This is a genomic window from Bradyrhizobium sp. UFLA05-89 (assembly GCF_059803475.1).
In genome coordinates, this window is sequence record NZ_JBANBA010000140.1 from 1 (window position 1) to 19,950 (window position 19,950).

Consider the following 19,950-nt stretch of genomic DNA (forward strand, 5'->3'; position numbering starts at 1 on the left):
TGGTCTTTCTGGCGCAGAGCCCACCAGGCTGCCGCTCAACGCGCCCACTTCAAATCAAAAAAGCAACTGTAATGCTAAGGCTATCGGCGTCGGAGTCCGCCTGGGCAAGCCCGCAATGAACCGCTTCGTTCACCGCATCATCATGGCCGTGCTGCTGGCCGCGGCACTGGCCGTCATCTGGAACGTGCTCGGCGGGCGATGAACCGGCACCGGCGAGTTCGCCGGTGCTATTCGCGTTCAGGAGATCTCAGCGCCGCGCGAAGGCGCCGCTCGGCTCATCGCCTTCCTTGCGCAGCAGCGCGTCGACGCTGATCGGGCCGCCGCCGGCCGCGGAGATGTACAGACAGGCGAAGCAGAACAGGATCGCTGCGGTGCCGCCGTTGAGCAGCGGCAGGAACACCGGCGAGCCGCTCTTGAACATGTGGCCGAGGAAATAGGCGAAGGCCATTTCACCCGACAAGACGAACGCCGAGATCCGCGTGAACAGGCCGATCATCAGGGCCGCACCGAGCACGAGCTCAAGCGCACCGGCTGCGTAGATCAGCGGCGGGATGTCGGCGAAGTAGGGGACCGCGGGAAACTTGAAGATCTTGGCGATGCCGTACTGAAACAGCAGCAGGCCGGTGATGAAGCGAAACAGGCTCAGCAGAGCCGGTTGAAAGCGAGACAGTGAATTCATGATTTGCGCCCTTCCATCCAAATTCCATGCGACTTGAATCGCATCCGGTTCCACCCTGCAAGACAGGGACCATCAATTTGCGCTGACATTTTCGTCATGACAGACAAAACACCGCAAGCGTGGCTTTGAGCCTGAGGATTTGCACATTTTGTTGCCGGAACACATGCATTCGCCGTCCGTAGTTCTCCGGTGACAACGGGGAGTGCAGGTTACCTCCGGTACACCTAGCGCCGCAAGGCGGGTACAACCAGAAAGGGAATCATCCCGAGCATCACGCTCGCAAGTGCGAAGGCGAGCAGCGGATTGTAACTCTGGGTCGCGTCGTGGATCAGACCGCCGCTCCAGGAGCCGAATGCCGAGCCAAGCCCGCTGCCGATCGAAATGCTGCCGTAGATCGTGCCGACGCGCTTGCCTCGGAAGATCTTCATCGCGGTGGCGGAGATCAGCGGTCCCCGCGAGCCCATCATGCTGCCGAAGCAGACGACGAAGCCGGTGAGCAGGAGGGTGCTCGGATTGTACTGCAACAGCCACAAGAGGATGATGCCGAGGATCGAGATCGCGTAGCTCAGCAGCACCGAAGGCCTGCGACCGATCAGGCCATCGAGCGCGGACACGCCGAGCATGCCGAACACCAGCACGACGCCGGAAAATCCCCAGGCGGTTGCGGCCTGCAAAGGCGGGAAGCCCGCATCGATCAGATAGGCGACGATCTGGGCCGCGATGGAGTACATGCCAACCGCGGTGAAGAAGAAGGTCGAGAACAGCGCCCAGAACGCGTGATGACGCATCGCGCGCAGAAGCGTCCAGCCTTCGTCGACGAAATCGGGATCGGTCCTCTTCACGACATGCGGCGACCCCGTGGCAAACATCCGCCACGGCAACAGCAGCAGTGGAAGCAAGAGGCCGAGCGCTGCGAAGCCGAACATCTCGTAGGTGCCGCGCCAGCCGACATGGTCGATCAGGATCTGCGAGATCGGCAGGAGCACGAGCACGCCCCCGCCCATCGCCGAGTAGACCACCGACATCGCGGTCGGCAGGCGCGGGCCGAACCAGCGGCCGAGCAGGATCGAGTTCGGCACGATGCCGATGAACGCGATGCCGACGCCGACGCAGAGACCGATCGAGAGCTGGAACTGCCAGAGATAGTTTGCGTGCGCCGCGATCAGGAAGGCGGCGCCAAGCAACAGCAGCCCAAGCGCATAGACGCTGCGCGGCCCGGAATGGTCGAACAGGCGTCCGACGAACGGCGCGGTGAGGCCGCTTGCGAGCCAGGTCAGCGAATAGACCGAGACGATCTGAGCGCGATCCCAGCCAAAGCTCTCCGAGATCGGCTTCAGGAACACCGTGAAGCTGTCGCCGAGCCCGCGTCCGAGCACAGACAGTGTGAAGCATAGCGCGAGCACGACGAGGGCAGTGCGCACATGCGCACCCGACTGTGCTGCGGCATTTCCTCTGCCGTCCGCCTTGGGCGTGTTCTGATCCATTGCCCGTCAGGGAGCGCGTTTCCACGCGCCCTGGCAAGCAGTGAAAAGCTCATACGCCTATGCGGGCTTGACGAGGACGTGCTTCTTCTTGCCGAGCGAGAGCTTGATCACGCCCTCCGGCGTGAAATGGGCCGGCGTCAGCGTCATCTTCTCGTCGGTGACGGATTCGTCGTTCACCCTGAGACCGCCACCCTTGATCTGACGCCGCGCTTCGCCGTTGGAGACGACGAGGCCCGCCTTGACGAAGGCGTTGAGCACGCCGAGTCCGGCCTCCAGCTCGCCACGCGGAATTTCGACAGTGGGGAGCGTCTGCGCCAGCGCGCCTTCCTCGAACGTTCGTCGCGCGGTCTCGGCCGCTTCATTTGCCGCGTCGCGGCCGTGCAGCAGCGCAGTCGCTTCCGTCGCGAGCACCTTCTTCGCCTCGTTGATCTCCGAGCCCTGGAGCGCCTCAAGCTTCCTGACCTCGCTCATCGGCAACGTCGTGAACAGTTTTAAGAACTTGCCGACGTCGGCGTCCTCGGTGTTGCGCCAGTACTGCCAGAAATCGTAAGGGCTGAACTGGTCGGCGTTGAGCCACACTGCGCCTTGCGCGGTCTTGCCCATCTTGGCTCCGGAGGCGGTCGTGAGCAGCGGCGTCGTCAGTGCGAAGAGTTGCGGCGATCCCATGCGGCGGCCGAGATCGACGCCCATGATGATGTTGCCCCACTGGTCGGAGCCGCCCATCTGCAATCGGCAGCCGGCGCGCTGCGAGAGCTGCACGAAGTCGTAGGCCTGGCAGACCATGTAGTTGAACTCGATGAAGCTCATCTCCTGCTCGCGCTCGAGGCGCAGCCGCACGGAGTCCATGGTCAGCATGCGGTTGACCGAAAAATGCTTGCCGACATCGCGCAGCATCTCGATCCAGTTGAGCTTGGTCAGCCACTCCGCATTGTCGAGCATGACGGCGTCGCTGGCGCCGTCACCGTAGCGCAGCACCTTGGCGAACACGCCGCGGATCGAGGCCTTGTTGGCCTCGATCTCGGCAATCGTCCGCATCGCGCGCGTCTCGTCCTTGCCGGAGGGATCGCCGACCATGGTGGTGCCGCCGCCCATCAGCGTGATCGGCTTGTTGCCGGACTGCTGGAGCCAGTGCAGCATCATCATGGTCAGGAAGTTGCCGATATGCAGCGATGGAGCGGTGCAATCGTAGCCGACATAGGCCGTCGCCTCGCCCTTGGCGGCGAGCGCGTCCAGCCCCTCGAAATCGGAGCACTGGTGGACGAAGCCCCGTTCCTGCAAAATATTGAGGAAATCCGATTTAAATGCACTCATCTGTCGACGGCTCTGATCATTCTTATTTTACGGTAATTGCGGCCAGTGGCGGAACCCGGAAGGAACGGACTGCCGCGTCGCAGCGCGCTGTGGCATTATAAGATGTGCTTGTTTGATACAAGCCAGGCGTCGGGGTAGGAAGACGTCGAGGCTTACGGGATGATGTTAACCGCACTCGGTCTGATGAGCGGGACCTCGCTTGACGGGGTGGACGTTGCATTGATCGAAACGGATGGAAAGCAGATCAAGGCGTTCGGGCCGTCCGGCTACCGGCCTTACAGCAATGCCGAGCGCAGCCTCTTGCGCCGGGCGCTCACCGAGGCTGTCCATTTGCCGCGGCGCGATGCCCGGCCGGGGGTTCTGGCCGAGGCTGAGCGTGTGGTGACGCTGGCCCATGCCGAGGCGGTCGCCGCCTTCACTGCTCAGAACCGGATGAAGCCGGAGGAGATCGACATCGTCGGCTTCCATGGCCAGACCGTGCTGCACCGGCCCGAGCGGCGCTTGACGGTGCAGATCGGCGACGCGTTGGCGCTGGCAAAGGCCATCCACATCCCGGTGATGCATGATTTCCGCGCCGCCGACGTCGAGGCCGGTGGGCAGGGCGCACCCTTCGTGCCGGTCTACCACCGGGCGCTGGCGCAATCGTTGGAGCGCGAGGGACCGATCGTCGTCGTCAATATCGGCGGCGTCTCCAACATCACCTATATCGACGGCAACGATACGCTGATCGCCTGCGATACCGGTCCCGGCAACGCGCTGCTCGACGACTTCATGTACCGGACCATGAACCAGACCTTCGACGCGGAAGGAAAGTTCGCCGCGCTCGGGAAGGCGGATGAAGCCTGGATCGCGCGGGCACTTGAGCTGCCGTTCTTTGCACTACCGCCGCCGAAGTCGCTCGACCGCAACGATTTTGCCGCCCTGAAGCTCGGCGACGCGCAACCGGCCGATGGGGCGGCGACGCTCACCGCATTCACGGCCGCCGCGATCGCCCGCGTCATTCCGCTGCTGCCGCGGCGGCCGAGGAGCTGGATCATCTGCGGCGGCGGCGCGCGCAACCTCACGATGCTGCGCATGCTGCGGGAGCGGGTGGGATCGGCGACGGTGCAGGCCGCCGAGACGCTCGGCTGGGCCTCCGATGCCATCGAGGCGCAGGCTTTCGGCTTCCTGGCCGCGCGTGGCATGAAGGGACTGCCGCTATCCTACCCGGCCACCACGGGCGTGCCGATGCCGATGACGGGCGGGGTGATCGCAAGGCCTTAGGTCACGGGCGGTTGATGCAAATGCATCGATCTTGACTCGTTCATGCAGATGCATATATGTTGATGCAGTTGCATCGAACCCGGGATCTCCGTCATGGCCGCGGCCCTCAAACTGATCAGCCACAAGCTTTGCCCTTATGTGCAGCGCGCCGTGATCGCGCTGACCGAAAAGGGCGTGCCGTTCGAGCGGATCGACATCGATCTCGGCAACAAGCCGGACTGGTTCCTGAAGATCTCGCCGCTCGGCAAGGTACCGGTGCTGGTGGTCACGACCGCGCAAGGCGAGGTCGCGCTGTTCGAGAGCAACGTGATCTGCGAGTACATCGAGGAAACGCAAGGAGGCCGCAAGCTGCATCCGGCCGACGCGCTGAGGCGCGCCGAACATCGCGCCTGGATGGAGTTCGGCTCCGCGATCCTCGGCGATCTCTGGGGCCTGGAGACCACGACTGATCCGGCGGTCTTTGACAGCAAGCGTCAGGCGTTGTCGGTCAAGTTTGTCCGCGTCGAGGCCGCGCTGGGCGCGGGCCCGTTCTTCGCCGGCGCATCATTCAGCCTGGTCGACGCCGTGTTCGCGCCGATCTTCCGCTATTTCGACGTGTTCGATGAGCTCGCCGAGCTCGGCATCTTCAAGGATTTGCCGAAGGTTGGCGCATGGCGAGCGGAGCTTGCCATGCGTCCGAGCGTTCGCAGCGCGGTGGGGGCCGATTATCCGCAATTGCTGCGCGCGTTCCTGGTGCGCCATGACGCGCATCTGTTGAAGCTTGCCGCGTAAAGCGCGCCTGAGCCTTCACAGCTCCGCGGCCATTTTCGCCAGCGTCGCAATCGTGTTCATGTTGCGCGCAGTGCCAGCCTTGGCGGCGGGGATGACGAGCTTCGACGTGCCCATGCCGTCGCCATAATGCACGTAGATCTCGCGGCGACCGAGCCGGACTTCCTCATCCTTCTGGCCGCGGATGCCCGTAAGCGTGTCTGCGGGCGGCGCCTTGTCGAGGAAGATCGCCATGGTGCGGTTCGGCGCAGCTTTCGGAAAGGGATTGTCGGCCGCAACCTGCGCCATCTCTTTTGCGCTGCGCACGAGCACGCCGACCATCGCGCCGGCGTAGCCGTGCAAGCGCTTCTCCAGCGCGGCCTTGATCGCGCTTTCGGACTTGCGGCTGGTGAACACCACATTGCCGCTGGCGATGTAGGTGCGCACGGCTGCAAAGCCGAGCTCCTCGCACATCGCCTTGAGCTCGCTCATCGGCAGCTTGCCGGTGCCGCCGACATTCACGGCACGCAGCAAGGCGACGAAGGAGCCCATTTTGGCAGGCCTCTAGCGCACGTTGGCGAGCCGCATGTCGAGATAGGCGGTGATGGTCTCCATCAACGGCTCGAGCTTGCCGTCGAAGAAATGGTTGGCGCCGGGGATGACCTGCTGGTCGATCACGATGCCCTTCTGCGTCTTCAGCTTCTCCACCAGCGTGTTGACGTCCTTGGGCGGCACCACCGCATCCTTTTCACCGTGGACGATAAGCCCCGAGGACGGGCAGGGCGCGAGGAAGGAGAAGTCGTAGAGATTGGCGGGCGGGGCGATCGAAATAAAGCCCTCAACCTCGGGGCGGCGCATCAAAAGCTGCATGCCGATCCAGGCGCCGAAGGAGAAGCCGGCGACCCAGCAAGCGCGCGCTTCGGGATTGATGGTCTGAGCCCAGTCAAGCGCTGCTGCTGCATCGGACAATTCGCCGGTGCCATGGTCGAACGAGCCCTGGCTGCGGCCGACGCCACGGAAGTTGAAGCGCAGCACGGAGAAGCCGCGATGTGCGAAGGCGTAGTAGCACTGGTACACGATCTGATGGTTCATCGTGCCGTGAAACTGCGGATGCGGATGCAGGATCATCGCGATTGGCGCGTTCTTCTGCTTGGCCGGATGGTAGCGGCCTTCGAGACGGCCTGCAGGGCCGGCGAAAATGACTTCAGGCATGATGGTCTCTTGATTGATTCCCTCGAGATGATCCTCAGCAATCAACCGATTGTGGCGGCTTCACCGGCTGCAAAGCCGACGAAAGTGCGCATGGGAGTGGAAGGGGCGCCCTCGGATGATGCGCGAGTGGCGCGCGGGTGAACTGACGCGCGCGTTCTAACACGAGGCAAGGGTCAAAAAGCAAGCTTCTTCAACATCTCGCAATGCGCTCAAGAGCTTAGCTGGTCATCGCGGCGTCGCGAGCGCCTCGCCGCACGCAGCGGTGTGGCCGCCCGGGATCGCTCAAATCGACGACGAAAATCGGCGTTGAGGCCGGGCGCCCCAGTTAAACGATTGGAATCACGCCGATTTATCGGCCGTTGGATGGTCCTGGGGCGATTCACACAGGAGCCGTGCGGTTTCCGAGCGAGGCAACCGCTGGCCGGTAGCGCCGGCTGCCCTGGAGGGTTTGCCCGTTGTCGAAGGTGAGTTCGAAATCCCCAGACGGTTTCAGGTCCACGCCTCTCACCCGATCGAGATTGGCAAGTTTCGTCCGATGGACGCGAACGATGGCGAAGCGCGAAAGCTCGCTTTCGGCCGTGGCGAGCGTGCCCCGGATCAGGTGTTGGCGGCCGTCGATCAGGCTGTATTCAATGTAGTTGCCGGCGGAGGCGACCCAGAGAATGTCGCGCGGCGCGAGGCGAATGCGACTTGCACCGTCCCGCAGCCAGATCAGATCGGCGACAGGCGGCTGTCGCGCGTCGGCGGCCCTGGCAGCCAATGCGGCCCGTTTCAGCTCGCGCCGACTCTCGAATAGCCAGATCGTTCCCCCGATCAGGAGGGCGGCCACGGCATCCTTGCGAAACTCGTATGAGATCGTCGCAAACGAGAAATGGAAATCGTAGGTGCTCCCCGCGAGCCAGAGCACGAGCTTCCTGATCCAGACCATGCCGGTGATGTGGAGGGTCGAGAAGCCGACCACGGCAAGCGCTCCGATAGCCACCCGGACGACGAGCCCCGGGCTACGGTGCATGCGCCGGATGGCCAGCACCAGGAGCGGGACGGTCAGCAGGACGACGGCGATGCTCGACATCTCCCAGAACAGCCGCCGGCCGACATCATAGCTGTCGCCGCGCCAGGCGGCATCCTGCGCGCCGGAGAGTGCATTCACGATTCCGACTGCGAGCGCGACGGCTGTGATCGCGCCGAACATCGTCCAGTCGCTGCCGCTGATCCCAAAAAGCCCACCGCTCGTCCCAGGGCGCGACGCCTCATCCCGCGTGTTGCGGTCCTGATCCCAAACCGGCTCGACGCGCTCGGCTTGTGGGGCATTTTCGGTGTCAGCCATGGCCCCAAAACCGCGTTTGGCGTCCCCTCAAGGAGCAGAAAACCATGTCAACACCACAGCAAATCTCGACCTCGGAGCGGCGCATCGATCTGGACTGGGTGCGGATTGGCGCCTTCGGGCTCCTGATCTTCTACCACGTCGGCATGCTCTACGTGTCCTGGGGATTTCACATCAAGAGCACGCACAGGCTGACCTGGCTCGAGCCGTTGATGCTGGTCCTCAATCCCTGGCGGCTCTCGCTTCTGTTCCTGGTTTCCGGGGTTGCGACGAGGTTCATGCTCGACAAGTTCCGCCTTGGCTCGTTCGTTGGCGCGCGGTCGGCTCGGCTCCTGATCCCCCCGATCTTCGGCATGCTGGTGATCGTGCCGCCGCAATCCTACCTCCAGATAGTCGAAAGCCTCGGCTATCCCGCGGGCTTCGTCGATTTCTATGCCCATCATTATCTCGCTTTCGGGGCGCAGTTCTGTCCGAACCCTTGCATCGTCCAGCCGACCTGGAACCATCTCTGGTTCGTGGTTTACCTGTGGGTCTACACGATGGCGCTGGCCGGCGTGCTCTGGCTATGGCCGGCCCTGACGGACCGGCTCAGTGCGAGGCTTGCTATTCTGCTCACAGGGCCCGGGCTCCTGATCCTGCCGTGTCTGCTCTTCGCGGCTTGGCGCCTGTTTCTGTTCCCGGCTTTTCCCTCCACGCATGCACTGTTTGGCGACTGGTACAACCACGCGGACTATGCAGCGGCATTCCTGATCGGCTTCCTGCTGGCGAAGCAGATTAGCGTCTGGTGCGAGATCGAACGCCTGCGCTGGGCGGCGCTGCCACTCGCAGCCGCTTGCTTCCTCATCTTGATCCTGCTGTTCGCCGGCCTGCTCGCGCCGTCGCCGCTGCTGAAGAAGTGCGCCAGCATCGCCTATGGCTGCTATCAGTGGTTCGCAATGGCTGCGGTGCTCGGTTTCGCACGGCGGCACTTCACGGCCGACGGACCTGTGCGCCGCTATCTCACGGACGCGATCTTCCCGTACTACATCGTGCATCAGACCGCGATCATCATGATCGCGCACGCACTGCGCGGGAGCGGCTTCTCGGCCGGGATCGAGGCCTCCATCGTCGTCGCCGGTACCGCGCTCACATGTGTGGTCACCTATGAGATAGTGCGGCGCATTGCGTGGTTGCGGCCGCTGTTCGGATTGCGGACGGGGTTCCGCCGCCTGCCCGGGATCGCGCAGCAACAACCGGCCTGATGCGGGCGGGTCCCGATTGGCGCAATGGCAAAAGGTGCTAAGAGGGCGGCATGCCAACCCGCGTCTATCTCGACTGGAATGCGACCACGCCGCTGCGCCCTGAGGCGCGGACGGCGATGGTTGCGGCCTATGATCTCGTCGGCAATCCGTCCTCGGTCCACGCCGAGGGGCGGGAGGCGCGGCGGCTGGTCGAGGCGGCTCGTGCGGCGCTCGCGGGTGCGGTTGGCGGCCTGCCGCGAAACGTCATCTTCACCTCGGCGGGAACCGAGGCCAATGCGCTGGCGCTGTCGCCGGGTCTAAAGGGGCCCTCTGGCCGCCCGGCGGAACGGCTTCTCGTGTCGGCCGTCGAGCACGCCTCCGTGCTGGCAGGCGGCAGGTTTCCGGCCGATGCCATCAGCCAGATCCGGGTGACGTGGTCAGGCGTCGTCGATCTCGACCACCTCAAGGCGCTGCTGGGTTCCGGTCCGCCGGCGCTGGTCTCGATCATGGCCGCCAACAACGAGACCGGCACATTGCAGCCCGTGGCGGAAGCCGCGCGGATCGTCCATGAGGCGGGCGGGCTTCTGCATGTCGATGCAATCCAGGTGCTTGGCAAGATGCCATTTGATATCAAGGAGGTAGGCGCCGATCTTGCCACCTTCTCTGCCCACAAGATCGGCGGTCCCAAGGGGATCGGCGCATTGGTGGTGGCCGAGGGCGTGACAGGGCTCGAACCGGTGCTGCGTGGTGGCGGGCAGGAACTCGGCCGTCGGGCGGGAACCGAGAACGTAGCGGGCATTGTCGGCTTCGGCGCGGCCGTGAGGGCGGCCGTTCAGGCTCTGGCGGAGGATGCGGAACGGCTGCGAAACCTCCGGAATCGCTTGGAAAATGGCTTGCGCTCGGTTCCCGGTATGGTGATCTTCTCGGAGGAGGTCGAGCGGTTACCCAATACCACTCTGTTTACCGCGCCGGGGCTGAAGGCCGAGACCGCCGTGATTGGCTTCGACCTTGAAGGTATCGCTGTATCTTCGGGCTCAGCCTGTTCATCGGGAAAAGTGCAGCCGTCGCACGTGCTTTCCGCGATGGGATTCGACCCGAAAACGGCGCAGGGAGCGGTGCGCCTAAGTCTGGGCTGGTCCACGCAGGGGGCGGACATCAATCGGGCCCTTGAGGCTTGGCGAAAGCTCGGTAATAACCTACTTAGAGAGTAAGCGACGAAACACGGCTTGAACGGTTCTAAGCGCGTGCTTTCCGCATAGAAACATCGTAATAGTCGTTCGAGTTTGATCCACCGCGGTCCTTGAAACCGCGAGCGGAGGATGGAATGCCAGCCGTACAAGAGACGGTCGAGCGCGTGAAGCGCATCGACGTCGACCAGTATCGTTATGGGTTTGAAACCCTGATCGACTCCGAGAAGGCCCCGAAGGGTCTGTCGGAAGACATCGTAAAATTCATTTCCGGGAAGAAGAACGAGCCCGCCTGGATGCTCCAGTGGCGGCTCGAGGCCTATCGGCGCTGGCTGACCATGACCGAGCCGACCTGGGCGCGCGTCGACTATCCCAAGATCGACTTCCAGGACATCTACTACTACGCGGCGCCCAAGCCGAAGAAGACGGTCTCATCGCTCGATGAGATCGATCCGGAGATTCTGAAGACCTACGAGAAGCTCGGCATCCCCTTGCGGGAAGTGGCGATGCTCGAAGGCATCGAGCCGAAGCCTGGCGAGGAAGATCCTGCCCGACGCAAGATCGCCGTCGATGCGGTATTCGACTCCGTCTCGGTTGCGACCACCTTCAAGGCCGAGCTGAAGAAGGCCGGCGTCATCTTCATGCCGATCTCGGAGGCAATCCGCGAGCATCCCGAGCTGGTGCAGAAGTATCTCGGCTCAGTGGTGCCGACTTCTGACAATTTCTACGCGACGCTGAACTCGGCGGTGTTCTCGGACGGCTCGTTCGTCTACGTGCCGCCGGGCGTACGCTGCCCGATGGAGCTGTCGACCTATTTCCGCATCAACGAGCGCAACACCGGCCAGTTCGAGCGCACGCTGATCATCGCGGATAAGGGCTCTTACGTCTCCTATCTCGAAGGCTGCACCGCGCCGCAGCGCGACGAGAACCAGTTGCACGCCGCCGTGGTCGAGCTCGTCGCGCTCGACGACGCCGAGATCAAATATTCGACGGTGCAGAACTGGTACCCCGGCAACTCGGAAGGCAAGGGCGGCATCTACAACTTCGTCACCAAGCGTGGCGACTGCCGCGGCAACAATTCCAAGATATCCTGGACCCAGGTCGAGACCGGCTCGGCCATTACCTGGAAGTACCCGAGCTGCATCCTGCGCGGCGACAATTCGAGCGGCGAGTTCTACTCGATCGCGATCTCGAACGGCTTCCAGCAGGTCGACTCGGGCACCAAGATGATCCACCTCGGCAAGAACACCTCGAGCCGGATCATCTCCAAGGGCATCGCGGCCGGCAAGTCCCAGAACACCTATCGCGGTCTCGTCACCGCGCACCGCAAGGCGACCGGCGCGCGCAACTTCACCGCCTGCGACTCGCTGCTCATCGGCGACAAATGCGGCGCGCACACCGTGCCGTACATCGAGGCGAAGAACTCCTCGGCCACCTTCGAGCACGAGGCGACGACCTCAAAAATCTCCGAGGACGTGCTGTTCTACTGTATCCAGCGCGGCCTGAGCCAGGAAGAAGCCGTCGGCCTCGTCGTCAACGGCTTTGTGAAGGATGTGCTGCAGCAGCTCCCGATGGAGTTCGCCGTGGAAGCGCAGAAGCTGATCTCGATTAGCCTCGAAGGCAGCGTGGGCTAGTTCTGGCCTCATCCTGAGGAGGCCGCGCAAGCGGCTGTCTCGACGGATGGTAATCGGAAAGATTGTTGGCCTCATCCTTCGAGACGCGCCTTCGGCGCTCCTCAGGACGAGGGGATAGATGGAAAAAACAATGGCTTTGCTTGAAGTGAAAGACCTGAAAGTTCGTGTCGAGGAGCGTGAGATCCTTCACGGGCTGACGCTGACCGTGAACGAGGGTGAGGTGCACGCGATCATGGGGCCGAACGGCTCCGGCAAGTCGACGCTCTCCCATGTCATCGCTGGCAAGCCCGGCTATGAGGTCACCGACGGCCAGATCCTTTTCAAGGGCGAGAACCTCCTGGAGATGGACCCGGAAGAGCGCGCCGCCAAGGGCGTGTTCCTGGCGTTCCAGTATCCGGTCGAGATCCCCGGCGTTGCCACCATGAACTTCCTGCGCACCGCGCTGAATGCACAGCGCAAGGCGCGCGGCGAGGACGAATATTCGACGCCGGACTTCCTGAAGAAGGTCCGCGAGGTCTCGAAGTCGCTGAACATCCCGCAGGACATGCTCAAGCGCGGCGTCAATGTCGGCTTCTCCGGCGGCGAGAAGAAGCGCAACGAGGTGCTTCAGATGGCGCTGTTCGAGCCGAGCCTGTGCATCCTCGACGAGATGGACTCCGGCCTCGACATCGACGCGCTGCGCATTGCGGCTGATGGCGTCAACGCGCTGCGCTCGCCCAAGCGCGCGATGGTGGTGATCACCCACTATCAGCGCCTCCTGAACTACATCGTGCCTGACTTCGTGCACGTGATGTCGAAGGGCCGCGTCGTGAAGAGCGGCGACAAGCAACTGGCGCTGGAGCTGGAGGAGTCCGGCTACGCCCAGTTCGAGGACGCTGCGTAAGGGATTTTGCGATGAACGTTGCTTTGGTCAAGACCGGGAACGGCCGCGCGGTGAGCGATCTCTTCACCAGCGCCGAAGGCCGGCTGCCTGGTTCCCCTGCGGTCGCAGCAGTGCGCCGCCAGGCCTTCGAGACCTATGAGCGTCTCGGCCTGCCGCACCGTCGGCTCGAGGAATGGAAATACACCGATCTGCGTGCACTCGTCGGCGAGGTGCTGCCACTTGCGGCCGTCCCGGATGCGGCGGCGCTGTCGCGCGCGGCCGAAGCCGTAAAGACGCATGCGTTTGCCGGTGCCCGCAAGCTGGTGCTGGTCGACGGCGTGTTCGCGGCCGATCTTTCCGACGTTAAGGCGCTCGCATCCGAGGTCAGCGTCAAGACGCTGCGCGAAACGCTGGAGAAGGAGTCAGGCGATCTGCTCGCGACGGCCTCGACGGACGCGATGATCTCGCTGAACGCGGCGATGGCGACCGATGGCGTTGTGGTGTCGATCGCGGACGGCGTGCAGCTTTCCGCGCCGGTCCAGATCATCCACGTCGCGACCGCCGCGTCTGCGTCCGCATTCACCCGATCGCAACTGCGAATCGGCAATCGCGTCCGAGCCACCATTATCGAGAGCTTTGTCGCGGCCGGCGCTGCGGCCTACCAGGTCAACGATGCCGTGCTGGTGACGATCGGCGACAGCGCCGATGTCGCGCATATCCGCCTGATGGACGACGCGCCGGACGCGGTGAACATCACCTCCGAGATCGTCACGGTCGGCGCGAACACAAAACTCAACTTCTTCAACATGACGACCGGCGGCGCCGTCAGCCGTCTGCAAGGCTTCATTACGCTCGCAGGCGAGGGCAGTGAGCTCGCGGTCAATGGCGTGAACCTGCTGAAGAAGACCGAGCATGGCGATACGACGCTGGTCGTCGACCACGCCGTTCCCCATTGCACCAGCCGCGAGATCTTCCGCGCCGTGATCGATGATCGCGCCCATTCGGTGTTCCAGGGCCGCATCATCGTCCGTCCCGACGCGCAGAAGACCGACGGCAAGATGATGACGCGGGCGCTGCTGCTCTCGGACGAAGCCGAGGCCGACAACAAGCCCGAGCTCGAGATCTTTGCCGATGACGTCTCTTGCGGCCATGGCGCCACCGCCGGTGCGCTCGACGACAGCCTTCTGTTCTACCTGCGTGCCCGCGGGCTGCCTGAGAAAGACGCCCAGGCGCTGCTGATCCAGGCTTTCGTCGGCGAGGCGATCGAGCAGATCGCCGATGATGACCTGCGCGAGCACGTGATCGGCATTGCCGAGCGCTGGCTGGAGGGCCGGTCATGAGCACGCATCCGGCAGTCCTGAACGGTTCTTATGACGTAGCAAAGGTGCGCCAGGATTTCCCGGCGTTGGCGATGCAGGTCTACGGCAAGCCGCTGGTCTATCTCGACAACGCGGCCTCGGCGCAGAAGCCGCAATCCGTGCTCGACCGCATGACGCAGGCTTACACAAGCGAATACGCCAATGTACACCGCGGCCTGCATTACCTCGCCAATGCGGCGACGGAAGCCTATGAGGGCGGCCGCGCCAAGGTCGCACAGTTCATCAACGCGCCCCGTACCGAGGAAGTCATCTTCACCCGCAACGCGACGGAGGCGATCAACCTCGTCGCGTCGTCCTGGGGCGAGCCCAACATCAAAGAGGGCGACGAGATCGTCCTCTCGATCATGGAGCACCACTCCAATATCGTGCCCTGGCATTTCCTGAGGGAACGCCATGGCGCGGTGATCAAGTGGGCGCCGGTCGACGATGAGGGCAATTTCCTGATCGACGAGTTCGAGAAGCTGCTGACGGCGAAGACCAAGCTGGTCGCAATCACGCAGATGTCGAACGCGCTTGGCACCATCGTGCCGGTCAAGGACGTCGTGAAAATCGCGCACGCTCGCGGCATTCCCGTGCTGGTCGACGGCAGCCAGGGCGCCGTGCATCTGCCGGTCGACGTCCAGGACATCGGCTGCGACTTCTACGTCTTCACCGGCCACAAGGTCTACGGGCCGACCGGCATCGGCGTGCTCTGGGCCAAGTACGACCACCTCGTCGCGATGCGCCCCTACAACGGCGGCGGCGAGATGATCCGCGAGGTCTCCCGCGACATCGTCACCTATGGCGATCCCCCGCACAAGTTCGAGGCCGGCACGCCCGCGATCGTCGAGGCGGTCGGGATTGGCGCGGCCATCGACTACGTCAATTCGATCGGCAAGGAGCGTATCGCTGCGCACGAGCACGATCTCCTGACCTATGCCCAGGACCGCCTGCGCGAGATCAACTCGCTGCGGCTGATCGGCACGGCGCGCGGCAAGGGCCCGGTGATATCCTTCGAGCTGAAGGGTGCGCATGCCCATGACGTCGCCACCGTGATCGACCGCCAGGGCATCGCGGTGCGCGCCGGCACCCACTGCGTCATGCCGCTTTTAGAGCGGTTCAACGTGACCGCGACGTGCCGGGCATCGTTCGGCATGTATAATACGAGGGACGAAGTCGACCATCTGGCACAGGCGCTTTTGAAGGCGCGGGATTTGTTCGCATGAGTGACACGGCCGAAATCAAAGCCAATCCGATGGAAACGCATTCGGCGCTGCCGCCGGAGGAGACCGAGCGTCTGACGCGCGAGATCATCGCCGGGCTCAAGACCGTATTCGATCCGGAAATTCCCGCCGACATTTACGAACTCGGCCTGATCTACAAGGTCGAGATCAGGGACGACCGCTCCGTCGACGTCCTGATGACGCTGACGACGCCGAATTGTCCGGCCGCCGGCGAGTTGCCGACGATGGTCGAGAACGCGGTCGCTAGTGTCCCCGGCGTCGGCGTTGTCGACGTCAAGGTCGTCTGGGAACCGGCTTGGTCACCGGAACGCATGAGCGACGAGGCGCGCCTCGTGCTCAACATGTGGTGACACCAATCTGGCTCTTGCATATACGGCATTGAACTTGCTCCGCAACGGACCACATGAGTGACATGACCCAGGCATCACCAGCTACTCCCTCCAAGCCGCGGCGTCCGCGCCCGCAGGTGATGCGGCTGACGGATGCCGCCGCGCAGCGCATCACCGAGCTCACGCAGCGCGCGGACTCCGAAATCGTCGGACTGCGCGTCGGCGTGAAGAACGGCGGCTGCGCGGGGCAGTCCTACACCGTCGAGTACGCCCATGAGATCCGGCCGACCGACGAGGTCGTCGAGGACAAGGGCGTCAAGATCCTGGTCGATCCCAAGGCCGTGCTGTTCCTGCTCGGCACCGAGATGGACTACAGGGCCGACAAGATGCAGGCCCAGTTCGTCTTCAACAATCCCAACCAGATCTCAGCCTGCGGCTGCGGCGAGTCGGTGGAGTTGCGACCGGCCAAGGTCGAGGGGTAACTCCGCTCTCGCCAATCACTCCGCTGTCGTCCTGGCGAAAGCCAGGACCCATACCGCGTGATCTCTCGTGGGTGATAGGTCTCAGTACCGGCGCTGGTACGACTAACGGTCTTCGCTAAACTGCTCCCTGGGGTAATGGGTCCTGGCTTTCGCCACGACGACCATTCGGAGAGAGCGTGCACATGGACCGCGAATTCCTGATCGACCTGTTCGCTGATTTCGGCCCCGTTACCATCCGGAAGATGTTTTCCGGCTACGGCATCTCCGCCGACGGCACCAATTTCGCGCTGGCCTTGCGCGCCGGGCTGTTTTTCCGCGCCGATGAAGTGACGATCCCGAGCTTTGAGCTCGAAGGCTCAGGGCCCTTTCAGTACCAGACCCGCGCCAAGACAGTGACGGTGAATTCCTACTGGCAGTTGCCCGCGCGCCTGTTCGACGATTCCGAGGAGCTTGCCGAGTGGGCGAGAGCCGCGCTCGCCGCCGCCCAGCGCGCCAAGGTGAAGAAGCGGCCGAAGGCGGCAAAGAAGGCGGCAGCCAAGCCTGCGAAGAAGGCCGCCGTGAAGAAGCCGCTGAAGAAGAAACAAGCAGCCAAGAAGGCGGTTCGTAGGGTGGGCAAAGCGAAGCGTGCCCACCACTCAAGATAACGATTGGAGAGATGGTGGGCACGGCGCTGCGCGCCTTTACCCACCCGCGGCAGCTAGCGATGCCTGACGACCTCATCCTGAGGAGACCGCAGAGCGGTCGTCTCGAAGGATGGCCACGGGTGAAAGCATGGCCTACATGGTTCGAGACGCCGCTTCGCGCCTCCTCACCATGAGAGTCATACACTCCGCGCGCAGCAAGCGGCTTCAAGCCACCTGGCCGCGCCTCTCGATGCGATACTCCGGATCGGCCTCGCAGATCACGCGGTTGCGGCCGTTGCGCTTGGCGGCGTAGAGGCAGGCATCGGCGCGCTCGATGAGGGAGTCCGTGTCGTCGGTCGGCTTCAGCATGGAGACGCCGACCGAGATCGTGACGCGGCCGAGGATCTCGCCGGTCGATTTCTTCTTCAATTCCTTCGCCATGACGGCGCGGCGGATGTGGTCGGCGACGGTGAGCGCCTGGCGCAGCGCGGTGCTGGGCAGTACGACCGCGAACTCCTCGCCACCATAGCGCGCTGTGATGTCCTGGCCCTTGATGGTCTGCTTCAGCGACAGGCCGACGAGCCGCAGCACCTGGTCGCCGGTGAGGTGTCCGTAGGAATCGTTGAACGACTTGAAGTGGTCGATGTCGAACAACAGCAGCGACAGCGGCTCGCCGCTCGCGAGCGCGTTCTGCACGGCCATGCCTATCATGCGATCGAAATATTTGCGGTTGCCGAGGCCGGTGAGGGGATCGGTGAGGCTCTCGGCGCGGATCGCCTCGAGGCTTTGCTGGAGATTGCTGATCTCGTTCGCGGACAAGGTCAGCCGGTCCTCCAGTGCCTTGTTGGTCTCGCGCATGTCGCGCGTCGCATGGAGCAGCGTGTCAACGATCGCCTTGATCTGATCGCTGTCCTTGGCCGTGGACAGCTTTGCGGCGGCGCCCGACAGGCTCGCGTCGTAGGAGGCAGACATGCCGAGCGCTTCGCTGAGCACCTTCATGACGTCGTCGATCTCGCCGATGACGCGCGCGCCAACCTTGTCGATGCGGTCGGTGGTCTTGATGTGGGAGAGATAGGTCTCGTAGATCTGCTCGAGATCGGCTTCCGTCAGCTTGCCGTTGCGCGCCAGCGTCTCGTTGATGATCTTGTTCAGCGGGGCGTTGTAGCCGGTGGCGTAGACGTACCAGATCTCGTAGTTGCGGGGAATTGCGGTCTGCTTGAGCGATCGGATCTGGCCGAGCGCCACCTCGGCGAACGCCATGGTGCGTTCGTGTTCGTCGAGCAACTTGACCACAGAAACATCCCCACAGCAGCCGATGCGCCTCCGACTGCAGCAATGCTTAAATTATGGGGCTGAGGCTAAAGGACGATTCTGAACGGCCGGTAAACGGCTGTTTTCTGAAGCCTGATCCGGGACCCGAAGGGCCGCGCTAGCGCGAAGTGTGCCGCGGCTTTTTCTCGCGACAAACGCGAAACGCGTTTGCGCGGAAATCATGCTCAGACAAACAACCTAAAGCGCAGCGCGCTTTAGGCGCCGGCGGGGGAGCGGACTGGTCGCAGCAGGAACGCCGGAAGATGCGAATGATCGCCGGGCTCGCTGTCGGCCTCGCGTTGCGGACGGCGCGGCTCGGGCCGGCCGATCGAGGGCACATGCGACGTATTGGCCTGCTGGCGCGAGCTGTGCCGCGACTCGCCGGTGTGCCTTGCTTCGCGCGCTGGCTTTGGCTCGCGTGAAGGCTTTGGTTCGCGTGAAGGCTTTGGCTCGCGTGCAGGCCTCGCTTCCGCTGCTGGCCTTGCGTCCGCGGCGTGACGCGCGTCACCGGGCTGCTCATGGCCGCGACGCGACTTGCCGCGACCGCCGCGCGAACGCTCTCGGCCACGCGGCTCGCGCGAACGCTCGGTTGGCTCGGCGGATTCGCTGTGGACCTCGAACTCGCCTTCGGCGCGCGGAATGTTCTGGCCGATCAGCTTTTCGATCGCGGCCATCGACTTCTGGTCGAGCGGGGTCACGATCGATATCGCGGTGCCGGTGCGGCCGGCGCGCCCCGTACGACCGATGCGGTGAACGTAATCGTCTGGATGATGGGGGACGTCGAAATTGAAGACGTGGCTGACCTCGGGGATATCGAGGCCGCGGGCGGCGACGTCGGAGGCGACCAGCAGCGGCAGCTCGCCTTTGCGGAACTGATCCAGCGCTGCCATGCGGGCCGGCTGGTCCATGTCGCCGTGCAGAGCGCCGACGCTGAAGCCGTGCTTCTGGAGCGATTTGTGAACGATCGCGACCTCGCGCTTGCGATTGCAGAAGATGATCGCGTTCTTGAGATCCTTGGCCTCGCGCAGCAGGCGGCGAAGCAGTTCGCGCTTCTCGTGCGCCTCGCGTCCGGCGGGAACCTGGGATTGCGTGACGGTGACGGCCGTGGTGGCGGGCTTGGAAACCTCGACCTTCTGCGGATTGTGCAGGAAGGCCTCGGTGATGCGCCGGATCTCCGGCGGCATGGTCGCGGTGAAGAACAACGTCTGCCGCGTGAAGGGGACGAGCTTGCAGATGCGCTCGATGTCGGGAATGAAGCCCATGTCCAGCATGCGGTCGGCTTCGTCGATGACGAGCAGCTCGACGCCGGTGAGCAGGAGACCGCCGCGCTCGGTATGGTCGAGCAAGCGACCGGGGGTCGCGATCAGCACGTCGACGCCGCGCATCAGCTTGGCATCCTGGTCGCCGAAGGAGACGCCGCCGATGAGGAGGGCGACGTTGAGCTTCTGGCCGGCGCCGTAGCGGTCGAAGTTTTCCTTGACCTGGGCGGCCAGCTCGCGGGTCGGCTCGAGGATCAGGGTGCGCGGCATGCGCGCCCGGGCACGACCCTTTTCGAGGATGGTGAGCATCGGCAGCACGAAGGCAGCGGTCTTGCCGGTGCCAGTCTGGGCGATGCCGAGCACGTCCTTGCGTGCGAGGACGTGGGGGATCGCCTGTTCCTGAATGGGGGTGGGGTTGGTG

General features: G+C 63.7%; 20 protein-coding genes. 12 read left to right on the plus strand and 8 right to left on the minus strand.

The genetic code is table 11. The annotated features are described in order from the left end of the window. Window positions 1-202 (plus strand): hypothetical protein (locus SO139_RS40770; protein WP_498541808.1); only part of this gene is annotated, 202 nt, incomplete at its 5' end. 45 nt (window positions 203-247) lie between these two features. Here the strand turns inward: SO139_RS40770 and SO139_RS40775 are convergent. The 3 genes from SO139_RS40775 to tyrS form a co-directional block, all read right to left on the minus strand. Continuing rightward, window positions 248-679, minus strand: coding sequence for a DoxX family protein (locus SO139_RS40775; RefSeq protein WP_449380788.1), 432 nt, complete (start codon window positions 677-679; stop codon window positions 248-250). 224 nt (window positions 680-903) lie between these two features. Then, entirely contained in the window at window positions 904-2,163 is a 1,260-nt protein-coding gene (locus tag SO139_RS40780; RefSeq protein ID WP_498541809.1) for an MFS transporter, read from the minus strand. Between the two features lie 57 nt (window positions 2,164-2,220). Then, window positions 2,221-3,474 carry a tyrosine--tRNA ligase gene (gene tyrS / locus SO139_RS40785; protein WP_449380790.1) on the minus strand — a complete coding sequence of 418 codons (1,254 nt, stop codon included), beginning with the start codon at window positions 3,472-3,474 and terminating at the stop codon, window positions 2,221-2,223. Between the two features lie 159 nt (window positions 3,475-3,633). On the opposite strand from tyrS, the gene SO139_RS40790 reads away from it, so the two are divergent. Further along, window positions 3,634-4,737: an anhydro-N-acetylmuramic acid kinase gene (locus SO139_RS40790; RefSeq protein WP_449380791.1), complete on the plus strand. Its 1,104-nt coding sequence runs from the start codon at window positions 3,634-3,636 to the stop codon at window positions 4,735-4,737. Window positions 4,738-4,830: 93 nt separating this feature from the next. Continuing rightward, window positions 4,831-5,508, plus strand: a complete 678-nt coding sequence (locus tag SO139_RS40795; RefSeq protein ID WP_449380792.1) for a glutathione S-transferase family protein — start codon at window positions 4,831-4,833, stop codon at window positions 5,506-5,508. 15 nt (window positions 5,509-5,523) lie between these two features. On the opposite strand, the gene SO139_RS40800 is transcribed toward SO139_RS40795, so the two are convergent. The 3 genes from SO139_RS40800 to SO139_RS40810 form a co-directional block, all read right to left on the minus strand. After that, window positions 5,524-6,036, minus strand: coding sequence for a DUF1697 domain-containing protein (locus SO139_RS40800; RefSeq protein ID WP_449380793.1), 513 nt, complete (start codon window positions 6,034-6,036; stop codon window positions 5,524-5,526). Window positions 6,037-6,048: 12 nt separating this feature from the next. Further along, window positions 6,049-6,696 carry an alpha/beta hydrolase gene (locus SO139_RS40805; RefSeq protein ID WP_027524593.1) on the minus strand — a complete coding sequence of 216 codons (648 nt, stop codon included), beginning with the start codon at window positions 6,694-6,696 and terminating at the stop codon, window positions 6,049-6,051. 379 nt (window positions 6,697-7,075) lie between these two features. Next, window positions 7,076-8,023 carry a LytTR family DNA-binding domain-containing protein gene (locus tag SO139_RS40810; protein ID WP_449380794.1) on the minus strand — a complete coding sequence of 316 codons (948 nt, stop codon included), beginning with the start codon at window positions 8,021-8,023 and terminating at the stop codon, window positions 7,076-7,078. Window positions 8,024-8,067: 44 nt separating this feature from the next. On the opposite strand from SO139_RS40810, the gene SO139_RS40815 reads away from it, so the two are divergent. The 9 genes from SO139_RS40815 (at window position 8,068) to SO139_RS40855 (ending at window position 16,980) form a co-directional block, all read left to right on the plus strand. Beyond that, window positions 8,068-9,261 carry an acyltransferase family protein gene (locus SO139_RS40815; protein ID WP_498541810.1) on the plus strand — a complete coding sequence of 398 codons (1,194 nt, stop codon included), beginning with the start codon at window positions 8,068-8,070 and terminating at the stop codon, window positions 9,259-9,261. Window positions 9,262-9,311: 50 nt separating this feature from the next. Beyond that, window positions 9,312-10,451: a cysteine desulfurase family protein gene (locus SO139_RS40820; RefSeq protein WP_498541811.1), complete on the plus strand. Its 1,140-nt coding sequence runs from the start codon at window positions 9,312-9,314 to the stop codon at window positions 10,449-10,451. A 113-nt stretch (window positions 10,452-10,564) separates the two neighbouring features. Continuing rightward, entirely contained in the window at window positions 10,565-12,061 is a 1,497-nt protein-coding gene (gene sufB / locus SO139_RS40825) for a Fe-S cluster assembly protein SufB (protein ID WP_449380797.1), read from the plus strand. Window positions 12,062-12,191: 130 nt separating this feature from the next. Then, window positions 12,192-12,944, plus strand: a complete 753-nt coding sequence (gene sufC, locus SO139_RS40830) for a Fe-S cluster assembly ATPase SufC (protein WP_449380798.1) — start codon at window positions 12,192-12,194, stop codon at window positions 12,942-12,944. An 11-nt stretch (window positions 12,945-12,955) separates the two neighbouring features. Beyond that, on the plus strand, window positions 12,956-14,263 hold the full coding sequence (sufD, locus tag SO139_RS40835) for a Fe-S cluster assembly protein SufD (protein ID WP_498541812.1): 1,308 nt from the start codon (window positions 12,956-12,958) through the stop codon (window positions 14,261-14,263). Next, entirely contained in the window at window positions 14,260-15,507 is a 1,248-nt protein-coding gene (locus SO139_RS40840) for a cysteine desulfurase (protein WP_449380800.1), read from the plus strand. Before sufD ends, SO139_RS40840 begins: the two co-directional genes overlap by 4 nt. Next, complete coding sequence (locus SO139_RS40845) at window positions 15,504-15,875, plus strand: SUF system Fe-S cluster assembly protein (RefSeq protein ID WP_449380801.1); 372 nt, start codon at window positions 15,504-15,506, stop codon at window positions 15,873-15,875. The genes SO139_RS40840 and SO139_RS40845 overlap by 4 nt, the downstream gene beginning before the upstream one ends. Window positions 15,876-15,937: 62 nt before the next feature. Further along, entirely contained in the window at window positions 15,938-16,336 is a 399-nt protein-coding gene (locus SO139_RS40850) for a HesB/IscA family protein (RefSeq protein ID WP_449380802.1), read from the plus strand. 182 nt (window positions 16,337-16,518) lie between these two features. After that, window positions 16,519-16,980, plus strand: coding sequence for a TfoX/Sxy family protein (locus SO139_RS40855; RefSeq protein WP_449380803.1), 462 nt, complete (start codon window positions 16,519-16,521; stop codon window positions 16,978-16,980). Window positions 16,981-17,184: 204 nt separating this feature from the next. On the opposite strand, the gene SO139_RS40860 is transcribed toward SO139_RS40855, so the two are convergent. Beyond that, window positions 17,185-18,252 (minus strand): GGDEF domain-containing protein, encoded by a 1,068-nt coding sequence (locus SO139_RS40860; protein ID WP_449380804.1) that lies wholly within the window; start codon window positions 18,250-18,252, stop codon window positions 17,185-17,187. A 233-nt stretch (window positions 18,253-18,485) separates the two neighbouring features. Further along, on the minus strand, window positions 18,486-19,950 hold a 1,465-nt coding region (locus SO139_RS40865), incomplete at its 5' end, for a DEAD/DEAH box helicase (RefSeq protein WP_498541813.1).